Source organism: Vibrio sp. V33_P6A3T137, assembly GCF_009904835.1.
In the GTDB taxonomy this organism is placed as follows: domain Bacteria; phylum Pseudomonadota; class Gammaproteobacteria; order Enterobacterales; family Vibrionaceae; genus Vibrio; species Vibrio metschnikovii.
In genome coordinates this window covers 1-13,054 of sequence record NZ_WXWK01000171.1, presented here as the reverse complement: position 1 = coordinate 13,054, position 13,054 = coordinate 1, and the positions used below count along the sequence as shown (strand labels likewise).

Annotated in this window: 9 protein-coding genes; 7 read left to right on the top strand and 2 right to left on the bottom strand. The window is 43.6% G+C overall.

From position 1 onward, the window contains the following. Positions 1-178 precede the first annotated feature (178 nt). A complete protein-coding gene (locus CAG60_RS15730) occupies positions 179-949 on the top strand; it encodes a helix-turn-helix domain-containing protein (RefSeq protein ID WP_161439387.1) in 771 nt (256 codons plus the stop codon). A 192-nt stretch (positions 950-1,141) separates the two neighbouring features. Further along, on the top strand, positions 1,142-1,813 hold the full coding sequence (locus CAG60_RS15725; protein WP_154170954.1) for a MaoC family dehydratase: 672 nt from the start codon (positions 1,142-1,144) through the stop codon (positions 1,811-1,813). A 70-nt stretch (positions 1,814-1,883) separates the two neighbouring features. Here CAG60_RS15725 and rnb read toward each other — a convergent pair whose 3' ends face one another. Both rnb and CAG60_RS15715 read right to left on the bottom strand, forming a co-directional pair. Beyond that, a complete protein-coding gene (gene rnb / locus CAG60_RS15720; RefSeq protein WP_161425979.1) occupies positions 1,884-3,887 on the bottom strand; it encodes an exoribonuclease II in 2,004 nt (667 codons plus the stop codon). A gap of 281 nt (positions 3,888-4,168) precedes the next feature. Continuing rightward, positions 4,169-5,131, bottom strand: coding sequence for an OmpA family protein (locus CAG60_RS15715; protein WP_161439386.1), 963 nt, complete (start codon positions 5,129-5,131; stop codon positions 4,169-4,171). Positions 5,132-5,715: 584 nt separating this feature from the next. Between CAG60_RS15715 and CAG60_RS15710 the strand changes: the two genes are divergently transcribed. The 5 genes from CAG60_RS15710 to CAG60_RS15690 all read left to right on the top strand — a co-directional run bounded on the left by CAG60_RS15710 (position 5,716) and on the right by CAG60_RS15690 (position 12,416). Further along, the gene (locus tag CAG60_RS15710; RefSeq protein WP_161439385.1) at positions 5,716-7,617 is read left to right on the top strand and encodes a DEAD/DEAH box helicase; all 1,902 of its coding nucleotides are present in this window, start codon (positions 5,716-5,718) and stop codon (positions 7,615-7,617) included. 399 nt (positions 7,618-8,016) lie between these two features. Then, positions 8,017-9,213, top strand: a complete 1,197-nt coding sequence (locus CAG60_RS15705) for an integrase arm-type DNA-binding domain-containing protein (RefSeq protein ID WP_161439384.1) — start codon at positions 8,017-8,019, stop codon at positions 9,211-9,213. Between the two features lie 227 nt (positions 9,214-9,440). Further along, complete coding sequence (locus tag CAG60_RS15700; protein ID WP_161439383.1) at positions 9,441-10,814, top strand: hemolysin family protein; 1,374 nt, start codon at positions 9,441-9,443, stop codon at positions 10,812-10,814. Continuing rightward, the gene (locus tag CAG60_RS15695) at positions 10,814-11,824 is read left to right on the top strand and encodes a CNNM domain-containing protein (protein WP_161429736.1); all 1,011 of its coding nucleotides are present in this window, start codon (positions 10,814-10,816) and stop codon (positions 11,822-11,824) included. The genes CAG60_RS15700 and CAG60_RS15695 overlap by 1 nt, the downstream gene beginning before the upstream one ends. 109 nt (positions 11,825-11,933) lie before the next feature. Then, on the top strand, positions 11,934-12,416 hold the full coding sequence (locus tag CAG60_RS15690) for an MgtC/SapB family protein (protein ID WP_161429734.1): 483 nt from the start codon (positions 11,934-11,936) through the stop codon (positions 12,414-12,416). Positions 12,417-13,054 lie beyond the last annotated feature (638 nt).

The following is a 13,054-nucleotide window of genomic DNA, read 5'->3' as shown; positions in this document are numbered from 1 at the left end:
GCAATCTATTTTTGGGAGTGATTTGTGGGGTGTTATTTATTGATACCGTAAAGTTTCATCTATTGAGCTATTGAACCGCAGAATATAAATAAGCTATTGTGCTTAACTGCCGACAGGTCGGATCAGCCGATAAGAATAAGCAGGTGCCAATGTCGCACCACATAAGCAAGGATGTTGTATGAGTTTCTGCGCCAATTTATTACTGCAAGCATTACGCCAAAAATTAAAAGAGAAAAATGTCACTTATAGCGAGTTGTCGGAGAGAATTAATGTTCCGGTATCAACACTGAAACGCCATTTTCATAGTCAATCAATCAGTCTCGATAAACTGCTTGAATACGCTTCAATACTGGATACTAACCTTGAAGAGTTGGTTCGCTTAGCGGGCGAAATTCATACTGATACTTTGGATTTAAGTGGCGAAAAGCGAGATGAGCTTTTCTTTGAATATCCGTTTCTTTATGACTTCTTTAACGAAATTCGAGTAAAGGGCAAACCCGTTGAACAGGTCAAACAGGAAAACCAGCTTTCCGATCAAAGTGTCTATGTTTATTTGCGGGCATTAGAGGTAATGGGGCTGATTGAGATTAAGCCGCACAACTCGGGGATCAATTATCTGACGCCTCCTTACTACTCATTTCATGAAGGTTCAAAACTGGATCAACTGTTTACGAGCAAGTTAAAACAGGATGTTTTCACTAACTGCCATATTCCTCAGCTTGGCTTATGTCGAGTAACGTTGACGAATGAGCAAACGAAACAGTTAGCGGATCTGTTGTATGAGAAGATACAACAGTTTCATTTTCAAAATAACAAACTGAAAAACAGAGAAGCACTGCGGAAAAACCTTTTATTTGCGGTCACTGAAGGAAACGGTTTTTGGTTATCGGAAGGGATAAAAGAGATAGAGCCTACATTTTTGAAAACATTATCTACGCGAATAGGTTAATGGAGATCAAGATGAAGTATTTACTCTAGGCTAAGGTTGCTAATAAAATAATGTTTTATTGATAAGTGTTTGTTTATTAATAATAAACAGGCTATAGCATACAGGTGTGCGCTCGAAAGTGTTTGCGGATTAGTGTGAAGTGTCTCAAAATTAACGAATTAGCAGTGTTTCTTTGTTAGGAATGAGGTTCTGATGAAAGTGAGCGATCTTTTAAAGCATCGTGCTGAAAATTTAGTCAAGACTACGGAATTTAAGCAATGGATGTCGCCAGTGGTACGTGAGTACTGGGATGGTTTTTTAGATAGAGCGAACAGTCGTCAGCTTTTTTCGTGGGTGAAAGAGTTTCATCAGCCAGCGAATGAAGATACTCAGTTGCCCGCTGAAATCGTTTTAAAACCAGAAGCACAGGCGCTTTATCATGAATTGACGGATAAGTTAGGTGAAGTTATCCACACTGGGCAGTGGTTAGCCGTCGATCAACAGCGCATTAATCAATTTGCTGACGTTACCGAGGATCAGCAGTGGATTCATACCGATCCAGAGCGAGCCGCTGTAGAGTCTCCATTTAAAACCACTATTGCCCATGGTTTTTTAACCTTATCTCTGTTACCAAAACTGACCGATAGCGTTGATGCCAATCAACCGCTTTTTCCGACCGCGAAAATGGTCGTCAATATTGGTTTGAATTCAGTGCGATTCCCTTATCCAGTCAAAGCAGGGAATCGTCTTCGCGCTGTCAGTACTTTACTCAAAGTGACGCCAGTGAAAAAAGGTTTAGAGATTGAACGCGAAATCAAAGTAGAAATAGAAGGCGTACGTCGCCCAGCATGCGTGGTGGTTTCGGTCATTCAACTGCACTTTTAATTCTACCTGTATGACAGTGATAAAAAGGGGAAGCCGATGCTTCCCCTTAGTTTTTATACCGATTTAGTTTTTAGACTGATTCGGCGCCTGTGTCATCGGTCAGCGTTGCTAGCTTAGCAAAGGTTTGGGTTGGTTTCGCAACAATACTCCGATTGTCTTGATTAACCTCGGTTAAGACGACTTCTAATGTATCAGCGAGTCGATAGGTAGGCTGATCATCAATCGCTAAGACGCCTTGCTCACTATGGCAGACGATTCGCTCTTTATTGTCGACAATGAGTGTGGCCGGAATGAAAGCACTTGCGCCATTTTCGAGTAAGCGAACTCGCATACCCGCTCGGTTAATATCAAAAATTTCAGCAGTAAAGCGGGTCTGTTTGCTCGGCTCTTCGGCAAGAGTGCGTGTATAGAGCCAGTCGGCAACATTTCTCTCGGCTATTTTATGATGCTTACGGTGAATGGCTAGCTCTTCACCCAATTGTTCATCAGGCCATTGTTCGGGATCTTTACCGAGAATATGGGCTTTTAACAGACGATGGTTCACCATATCACCATACTTACGGATCGGTGATGTCCATGTCGCATAGATATCCAGCCCCATTGCGAAATGAGGCAAAGGCTGATTGCCAATTTCACTGTAGCTTTGCCATTTACGTAGGCGATTATCCAGATAAGCGGTCGGTTGGCTGGCCAACCAGCGTCGTAAGGCAGAAAATCCTTCTAGACTGGTCAGTGAAGCTTCATCAAACTCAGCGCCGTGTTCTTTGATAAGCGCAATAACATCGGTAATTTTATCGTTTTTAAACCCGGCATGAGTGTTAAATACGCCCGTTGAAAAAGACGATTGTAGTATTTTACCTGCGCAAATATTGGCGGTGATCATCGCTTCTTCAACGAGGCGATTCGCGCTACGACGCTTATCGGCGTGAATAGCAATAACATCATTATCTTCGCTGAGTTCAAAGCGATAATCTGGCCTTTCTGGGAATACCACCGCATGAGTTTCACGCCATTGGGCACGAGCTTGAGAAAAGGCATACAGATCCCGGACAACTTGCGCAATTTCAGAACTTGGTTGCCATTGAGATTCACCGGTTTCTAACCAGTCTGATACTTCATCATAGATAAGACGTGCTTGTGATCGGATATAAGCTGCAAAAAAACGAATACTCTCACTATTAATCACGCCGTCTTTATCGACCGTTAAGGTACAGCACAGAGCCGGGCGAGTTTCATTTTCGATCAGTGAGCAAAGATTATCCGCTAATTCCCGCGGTAACATAGGAATATTGCGCCCAGGAAGATAGATAGTAAATCCACGCTCGCGTGCGACGTTATCCATACTGTCATTAGCGGTTATATACGCAGTGGGATCGGCTATCGCTATCGTGACATCAAATCCGCCATCTTGGCGCTGAATCGCGTATAACGCATCGTCCATGTCTTTGGTTGATTTGCCATCGATAGTTACAAACGGTACATGGGTTAAATCGATACGCTGCAAAGCAGAATCATCGTTCAGTGACCAATGCTCCAAACCGGGAGGTTCACAGTTGGGTAAATCATTTTCTGCTAAGGTAACCCACCATGGGGCAATTTTATCCTCAGCATCGGTAATTTTTTGAGTGATTTCAACCAAAAAACCGGTATCGCCTTTGAGTGGATGACCGATTAACTTCGCGACGACCCAATCACCTTCCTGCATTTCTTGTGGATTAATGCCTTTTTGGGTTTTGGCTCGCAGGGGGAGTTTCTTCAGTTGCGGATGATCAGGGATAACGTTTATTTTACCTTTATGAATTTTTATACGGCCAATAAAACGCGTTAATGACGGCTCTAACAATTCTTGTGGTTCAGCAACTTCACGCTCATTTTCGGTGCGAATGATTGCCATGACTTTATCACCGTGTAGGCATTTTTTCATATAGGGTGGTGGGATAAAGACACTGTTTTTGCTATCTATTTCAAGAAAGCCAAAGCCTTTTTCGGTCGATTTAATCTGACCTTCTTTTTTGGGTAGGTTTTCTTGAATTTGTTGTTTGAGTTGAGCAAGAAGTGGATTGTCTTGAAACATGTTTAATTGTAACCCTTTAATTCTTAAAGTGCGATTGGGTTCCCTGTCACTGCCTAAAAGCGATTCTGTGAATGTTAAATAGGTGGTTTATTCGTGGGGAAGTTTTGTCAATCTGCCATGGTCTACATGGTACTTGGCAATAAGATAAAAGTATAGCGTGCTCTTTTGCTTGAGTTGGGTAGCTTACAGTCTAGAAAAGTGACGAATTAAGAGTTGGACGATATTCAACCATAGGATGGAGTAGTGCGGATAATGCCCTCTCCGAGGAGAGGGCATAAGGTCTATTTAAGAATGATTTGTACTGAACGTTCGATATCAGCACTGCCTTGAGTTAAAGGACGAGAATCTGCGACCGCTGATACGTTAATTCTTTTTGCATCAATGCCTTGAGATTGAAGGTATTGAGAAACCGCTTGAGCACGTTGCGCTGAAATCTTGTTATTGATCGCATCAGAACCAGTGCTATCTGTACGACCGACTAGATGGGCAACCAACGCTGGGTTAGTTCGCATCACATCGACGACTTCATTGAGATAGAAGTAAGAGAGATCTTCAAGCGTAGATTTACCTAAAGCAAAAGGCAGTAGGAAATCAGTACGAGCCGCTTTAGCAACTTCAACCTGAACAGGAACTTCAATGACACGTTCTTGAATCACTTCAATTTGCTCAGTTACGACTCTTGGTGTTGCTGGTTGACCAAATTTATACGCCATCCCCCAGTAAATCTGGTGTAGGTGTGGATTCCGGCCTTCTTTAACCTGTACGCGATCATAGTAGTCGTAACCCACTTTTGTTGAAATCGCGTTAGTCAATTGATACTCAAGGCCAATGCCTGCTGAACCAGTAAACGTGTCTGTTTTTATATTGGATGAGCTGATATCAGAATAGATATAGGATGCGCCTAATTTACCAAATACAGAGAGGTTATCCATAAGCTCATATTGACCTTTGACCCCCAAAGATCCGATATGTAGCTTATCAACACCTAAACGATGAACATAATCATAACCGGTGTAAACCCCCCAGTATTGGTTGACATCGTATCCTAATTCAAGTTTGGGGCTAACGGCTTTATCTCTGTGACCAGTGATGGATTTTCCATCTGCAGTTGTCACGCCAGACGCAGCACCGATCCACCAGCCTGATTGATCGATCGCAGAATCAGAATGTGTTTCAGCATTAACGCTCACGGCTGTCATTGTGAGTGCAGCGATGATGGAAAGAGAGACCAGATTTTTTTTCATTACTTATCCTTAAAAATAATAACGACTTATTCTTATTTCTTTATTTATCAGCGAACATGTTAAAAAACGCTGTTCAATAATAGGTTGCCACTGCTTTATGCGGAATTAGACCAACCATTTCGCTAAGTCCTGCCCATTATTCGGTAAGCATGAATGATTAGATATCAGTTAAAGAAACAGTGGGTGTAGGAAAAATCCGTTTTGTTTTTTTAGCTTATATATTGATGATTATCTTGTTGGTTTAAAGAATCAGTGCAGATGGCAAGCTAGATTGATGAGATAAAGCCCCCTTGTCATTTTGACAAGAAGTAGGAGGTGGTGAGTAAAGTTTCTTCAAAGGGTGCGTTAAGTTCATACAGATTGTGTTTTTTGTCGTCTTTAAGAAAAAATATGTGATGAAATTCAATTTTTTCTGGCTTTTTTTATGCTTTTAGTGAATAATCCGCCTCCCTTAGATGTCCCTAGTGGCTTGATGCTTTTTGAGACTCATCCGCATCTGAACGGAATCAGCTCTTCTTTTAGGATTGGTTGGAAATGGTATAGCACGTGGGACCTTAGTTATTTATTCTTTTAGTGGGATCCACATGCAAGAAACCGTTATTCAATTTAGTGATTTAGCACTAAACAGCACACTCCTTTCTGCCCTAAACGAAATGGGCTTTGTTACTCCAACCCCAATTCAATCTGCCGCGATACCTCTTTTATTAGCAGGTCGTGATGCATTAGGTAAAGCGCAAACCGGTACCGGTAAAACGGCCGCATTCTCTTTACCGCTTCTGAATAAGCTAGACCTCACTCAGTACAAGCCACAAGCAATTGTTATGGCACCAACTCGTGAGTTAGCGATTCAAGTTGCCGCGGAAATTAAAACCCTCGGTAAAAATATCAAGGGATTAAAAGTATTAGAGATTTACGGTGGCGCCTCCATCGTCGATCAAATGCGCGCTTTAAAATCTGGCGCACATATCATTGTTGGTACGCCGGGTCGTGTTAAAGACTTGATCACGCGTGAACGTCTACATTTGGACGAGTGTCACACTTTCGTTTTAGATGAAGCTGATGAAATGTTGAAAATGGGCTTCGTCGATGACGTCACATGGATCATGGAGCAATCGCCAGAAACAGCGCAGCGCGTATTATTTTCTGCGACTATGCCCCCGATTGTTAAAGACATTGTTGACCGCTTTTTACGTGATCCTGCACGTGTTGACGTGGCGGGTTCAAACCAAACTGTGGCAAAAGTTGAGCAGCAATATTGGGTTGTTAAAGGTGTAGAGAAAGACGAAGCCATGGCTCGTCTACTTGAAACTGAAGAAACTGACGCTTCTATCGTGTTTGTTCGCACCCGTCAAGATACCGAGCGTCTAGCCGATTGGTTAATTGCGCGTGGCTTTAAAGCCGCAGCTTTGCATGGTGATATTCCTCAATCGTTGCGTGAGCGTACCGTTGATCATATCAAACAAGGTGTGATTGATATTTTAGTCGCAACGGATGTTGTGGCTCGTGGTCTTGATGTGCCACGTATTAATCACGTATTCAACTATGATATTCCATTCGATGTTGAATCTTACATCCACCGTATTGGCCGTACTGGTCGTGCTGGACGTAAGGGTAAAGCGATTTTGTTGGTTCGCACCAACCAAATTCGTATGCTACGTACCATTGAACGAGTAACTCGCACTTCAATGGAAGAGATCCAGCTACCTCATCGTGATAAAGTGGCTGAATCGCGCTTAACTCAGCTAGGTCTTGAGTTAGAAGCAGACAAAGATCATGCAGCACTAGAAAAGTTTGCTGAATTGGTTGAGAAATTGCAAGCATCATTAGAGGTTGATACAACGACGCTAGCGGCTATTTTACTTAAACGTCAACAGGGTAAACGTCCACTGTTTTATACTGGTGAAGACCCAATGTTGGCTGCGATTGAGCGTGATAAGTCTCGTCGTCGTGATCGCCGTGAGTCGGGTGATGGCCGTACAGACAGCCGTGATGGTCGTCGTGAATTTGGTAGCCGTGATAACGTGCGTAATGTTGATTGGGATACTTACCAATTACAAGTTGGCCGTGATCAAGGTGTACAAGTTAAAGATATCGTTGGCGCATTAGCTAATGAACTTGGTCTAACCAAAGGTTCTATCGGTGCGATTAAATTAGCCCAAGGCCATACGTTTGTTCAGTTACCAAAAAGCATGTCTAGCGATGTGACGGGTAAATTGCGTAAGCTACGTATTCGTCAGAAAGAGGTGGGTGCAGTCGTGTGTGATTTTGATGACTTCCGTGAGTCACGTGGTCGTCGTCCAGAAGGTAATCGTGATGGTGGTGGTTACCGTGGCGCTCGTGATGGCGCACCACGTCCAGCACGCAGTGATTCTCGTCCTCCTCGTGAAGGTGAGCGCCGTTTTGACCGCAACCGCGGCGCGGATGGCCGTAGCAGCTATCGCGGTGATCGCCCAAGTACTTCAAGCCGTCGCCCTAGCGAAGCTTAATTACTACTGATATTAAGCCCGTGGTGGAATGCTACGGGCTTATTTATTTGGTTTCGCATTCATCCTTTACATTAAGGATGTGACCTAGGTACAATCGTCCAACGTTGATGATCCGGTATTCGTGTTACCGAGTGACCATCGATGTTTACTTTTAACGTACTGAACACGTGTTGCTTGGTGTATGTCAACGCCTCCCTTTCCTTTACATTCTCAATTCCTAGCCAAGATTCGAATCCTTTCATTTTTTATCTTTTATTTCATACAGTTAAATCCAGTTTTCTTTAATTTTCCATTTTTTTAGATCGACATGAAGCCATCATAATTAGCTTGCATTCGTCCTTGCTTTGTACCAAATTTGTACCAAATCTTATTCCCGCTGAAAATTTGGTACAAGCTATCGTGACAATTACAGATACTTGGTTGCGCTCTGTTTACGGGAAACCGTACAGTGGCAAACCAGAAATTACCTACCGTGATGGTGTTGGTGTTCGGATCAGTCCGAAAGGTAAAATTACTTGGATTTATCGAGTAAGCTTTTTTGGTAAGCCGATAAAGCTAAAGCTTGGTGAATACCCTGCGATGAAGATCCGAGACGCATTAAGAGAAAGAGATGCGAAAGCAGAGCTCGTAGCGAGTGGAATAGATCCCCGTAAATCATTGGCACCGGAAACAAGCAAACCTATCACTCTCGATGAGATCATTGATTACTGGGTTGAATACCATGCCAAAGAGAACATAAAGCGATGGCCCAGCCTTAAAAAGATGTTTGAGGTGGATATCTCTCCTTATCTTGGGGCTTATCCAGTTAAGCAGTTGGATCTATCGGACTTCATGCCAGTATTTCAAAAGGCGAAACGAAGAGTTGGCCCTAAGCATTCGGCTAACCTTATGTCACGTTTAAAACAGGTTATATCCTACGCGGTACGTCATGGTTTAGTGCAGCATAACGTCATTTCTGAATTGAAAAAGCAAGATGTTGGCCAACCCACGGATGTCAAAAGGGGGAGGCAGGATGCTGAGTCGGTGCCTGTTATTTGGAAGGCAATATCAACGCTACCTGTACATGAGAGTAATAAAAACTTTTTGCGGCTGATGATGATATTTGCCAACCGTTCGAATGAGCTGCGTTTAGCTAAGAAGCAAGACTTTGACTTGGATAGGATGGTTTGGACAGTGCCGAAGGAGAACAATAAGACAAGGAAGAAGGATGGGCGGGAGATCCGCAGAGCAATACCAAGGCTTGCCGCGACAATCATAAAAAGACAGTTTGAAATATGGCCCGAGTTTGAAATTATGTTTCCTCCCGTCGTTGCTCAGGAAGATAGGCCTATGGCAGAGAGTATTCCTGTGGACTTTGGAGCCAAACTAGCGGTAAAGATGGAAGAGCTAGGTTTCCCTCGAACAACGAATCACGATATGCGAAGAACAGCACGCAATATATGGGAGTCGATGGGCATTCAGTATCACGTCGGTGAAACCATGTTAGGGCATAAAGTTCACGTTGGCGTTCAAAGCCATTATCTTGATTACGATTATCTCGATCAACAAAGGGAAGCTTATGAGAAATGGTGTGATGTTATTTGTAGTGGTCACTAAATTTCAGGTGGCACACATAGATTAGATATAAACATATTCGTGTTAGTAAAACTGATCGTATAGGGTTGTTAAATCAAATTGGATATTGGCGATACAACTAGACTATTTAATCCTCGCGAATATATACTGTTTTTTGTGTTATTAATATAGGAATACTTTGTGGACCCCAACTCTAGTCGATTGTGTCAAACCTTCTTGGCGTCTTGTCATCAAGGGAGAGCACATCAATGATTGAGCCTTTTCTTACCCTTCTATTCGGCATTCTATTCATGCTGGCAATTATTGCAGCAAATGGCTATTTTGTTGCTCAAGAGTTCGCGTATATGGCAGTGGATAGAGCAAAACTAGCAACCCTAGCTGCTACTGGCGATGAAGCCGCCAAGCGTGCGCTTGCCGTCACCAAACGTACCAGCTTTATGTTATCTGGTGCTCAGCTTGGTATTACGGTAACTGGCCTAGTTTTAGGCTTTACTGCGGAGCCGCTTCTAGGTAAATCTATGGGCGTAATACTGCAATACTTCGGACTGTCGCTAGAAGTAGGTATTGCTATCGGTACTGTTACCACTCTTGTTGTTGCAATGATCGTTCAAATGATTTTCGGTGAGCTTTATCCGAAAAACCTCGCAATTGCCAATGCAGAGCCGATGTCCCTTATGATGTCCCGTTCGACGCTAATTTATATGGCGGCGTTTGGATTTTTCATCAGCTTTTTTGATAAATCTGCGAATCTTCTACTTCGTGCGGTCCGCATTGAGCCCGTACATGATCTTGATGTAAGTGCGTCGGAGGAAGACTTACACCATATTATTACCAATTCTCGTGAAAGTGGTGATATCCCTATCGAGCTATCGTTGATGATGGATCGCATCCTAGATTTTCCTGAACGAGATGTTGAGCACGCGATGGTGCCTCGTTCACAAGTGGACTGGGTTGAGCCTGATACCACACTGATAGAGTTGTTATCGCTGATGGCACAAGCACACACGCGCTATCCTGTCGTCAATGACGATGATGTGCCTATCGGTGTTGTTCATCTACCAGATGTACTTGCTCGCATCGATGCTGGCTATGTAGACGACACTGTGGAGTCAGTGATGCGCCCAGCTACTGTGCTACCAACGCTGATGAGATTGCCTGATGCACTTGAACAACTGGTGATATCTACCAATCAATTAGCTTGCGTTATTGACGAATACGGTGGTTTTGCTGGCGTATTGACGGTTGAAGATTTAGCGATGGAAATTGTGGGCGAAATTACCGATGAGCACGACGCGGACGACGGCGAAGCTGTGGTATCAGAAAGCGATAATGTATGGCTAATGGACGGTGACGTTCACATCGACGAAGTAGAGCGTACGATTGGTTACGACTTACCAAAAGATGATGTAGAAACGATCGCGGGGCTTCTGATTGCTAAACGTGGTGCGCTACCAACTGAAGGTGAAAAAGTTATCATCGAGTTACCTGTTGACCCGTCTGAATTTGCTTCTGGCGAGCTATTTAAGCGACATCTTGAGGTTAAAGTATTACGTGTGGAGCGGCACGTTCCAACAGAGGTGCGTGTGAAGCTTGTAGAAAATTCAGTTGAGGGTAAAGAATGATGACCGATCCGTTAATTGTAATCCTGATAACAACAGCCCTTATCATATTAAGTGGCTTCTTTGTAATTATTGAATTTTCGTTAATAGGTGCACGTCGCCACCGTCTTGAAGAAATGGCTGTGGAAAGCGCTTCAGCCCGCGCAGCTTTAAGGGGTATGAATGACCTGACGTTGATGCTAGCGGGTGCTCAATTGGGTATCACCTTCTGTACCTTTGCACTTGGCGCAGTCACCAAACCAGCAGTTGATCATTGGATTGGGCCAGTGTTTGTGGCAATGGGATTACCTGATTGGGCTGCCGATGGTGCGGCCTTTGGTATCGCACTTTTCGTAGTAACATTCTTACATTTAGTGGTCGGTGAAATGGCACCAAAATCCTGGTCTATTGCTCACCCGGAAAAATCTGCGCTTGCGGTTGGTATGGTAGCGCGTGCTTACGTATGGCCTTTACGTCCACTTCTGAACTGGATCAACCGTATCGCCAATCGACTAGTAAAAGCATCTGGTGTTGAGCCAGTAGAAAGCGCGGCTGTAGGTGGGCAAGATATCAATACTATTCGCCAACTCGTGGAGCATTCCGGTAAAGTTGGTACACTGAAACCAAATATACAAAAACAGCTTTCTGGTCTCATAGATATGAGCTTAATTCCAATTGAAACCTTGGTAACTGAAGATCAAGTAATGGCGCATGTGGATGAGCATGCAACCGTTGCAGATGTTCGTACTCTTTCAATGGAATCTGGACACTTGCGCATTCTAGTATTCGGCAGTCAAGGCTTGAAGCCGCTTGTAGTTCATGTACGTGATACCTTGTTAGAACCTGCTGACAAACCTGCACGAGAAATTGCACGTAAGGCTTACGTCATAGACGCTAAAATGCCAATATACGAAGCACTGGCACGCATGCGGGAAGTGAGTGTGCAACTTGCTGTCGTAAGCAAAGACGATAAGATGATTGGCGTAGTCACGTTAGCAGATATTCTAAAACATGTTATGCCAATAAGAGAATAGCGGACTAATAATAGTGCAGATGTGGGACAAAACGTCCTCGAAAGCGATAATGTTTGAATTATAATGATGAAGCACTGGAAAACAAAAAGTAACAATTAGGAATGTAGTCATGTGGCAAGATATATGGAATACAGTGCTGTCGGAATTCTCCGATATCCCCGATGTGGCGCAACTTACACGTATCACATTGCGTCTTCTGGTTGCTGCAATCCTTGGCGGTTTATTGGGATATGAGCGGGCCCGGCATGGTAAGAGTGCAGGTGTTCGAACGCATATGCTGGTTGCCATAGGGGCCGCCCTCTTCGTTCTCATTCCTCAACAAGCAGGGGCATCAAGCGCAGATTTGAGTCGCGTATTACAGGGCTTGACTGCAGGTGTCGGGTTTCTCGGGGCTGGCGCCATAATAATGGGGACGAAAGAAGTAGAGACTCGGGGGCTGACTACAGCCGCAGGTATATGGGTAACGGCAGCAATCGGCATGGCTGCAGGAATGGGGCGAGAATCGACCGCTGTTTTGAGCACTCTTATAGCACTTCTCATCCTTTCTTTAGTTCCTTTGATTTACCGAGTTAGGGAAGGAGACGAAGAGTGACACGCGAGAATAAATGGAGCTGTTCAGCTAACAATTCACTCGAGCGGACCTGATCATTTAATTGATAAGACAGGAAAGTCAATAACATGGGTAACCGAGGGAAATACGACACAAGAAACTAGCATAGAGAATGTCATTAAAGAGACATTGGCATATATGTTTCTGTTACCCTGTTAGTATTTTGCAGAGTCAGGTCAGAATGCATTATATTTGTAGTGATTCCATTACATTGGAATAAGCTGGTCTACCATACTTTTCCTAATTCCAAACCAGTATGTTAGGGGAATGCTCTATCTCATTTTTGTCCAGAGGTGTGCCTGAGCCGCTCACGGCAAACACACCGTTGCCCCATAGGGTTTAACTTAAATGCTTAGCCGTGGGGCTCACCTAAGAGTTTTAGATACTTTTTCTCAAGATAACTAATCGTGAATCGTTAAAACTGTCTTACATTGGCAGCAAAATAATTTTCTCACGTAAGATCGTCGATTTAGACTCGATAATCTCAATAGCAGAGTGAACTTAGTCTAATGGAATAGTTTCAATTATTAACACCTTTCAGAAATTGTGATGAAAATCACGCGCATGTTTTGTTTCTTAACCTACCTTTAGATGCGTCAGATTTTTACGCACTTATATGC

Bases quoted from the DNA above. Each gene is read 5' to 3' on its own strand.
- CAG60_RS15695 (WP_161429736.1), top strand. From the start codon at position 10,814: ATGACCGATCCGTTAATTGTAATCCTGATAACAACAGCCCTTATCATA.
- CAG60_RS15690 (WP_161429734.1), top strand. From the start codon at position 11,934: ATGTGGCAAGATATATGGAATACAGTGCTGTCGGAATTCTCCGATATC.
- CAG60_RS15710 (WP_161439385.1), top strand. From the start codon at position 5,716: ATGCAAGAAACCGTTATTCAATTTAGTGATTTAGCACTAAACAGCACA.
- CAG60_RS15700 (WP_161439383.1), top strand. From the start codon at position 9,441: ATGATTGAGCCTTTTCTTACCCTTCTATTCGGCATTCTATTCATGCTG.
- CAG60_RS15715 (WP_161439386.1), bottom strand. From the start codon at position 5,131: ATGAAAAAAAATCTGGTCTCTCTTTCCATCATCGCTGCACTCACAATG.
- CAG60_RS15725 (WP_154170954.1), top strand. From the start codon at position 1,142: ATGAAAGTGAGCGATCTTTTAAAGCATCGTGCTGAAAATTTAGTCAAG.
- CAG60_RS15730 (WP_161439387.1), top strand. From the start codon at position 179: ATGAGTTTCTGCGCCAATTTATTACTGCAAGCATTACGCCAAAAATTA.
- rnb (WP_161425979.1), bottom strand. From the start codon at position 3,887: ATGTTTCAAGACAATCCACTTCTTGCTCAACTCAAACAACAAATTCAA.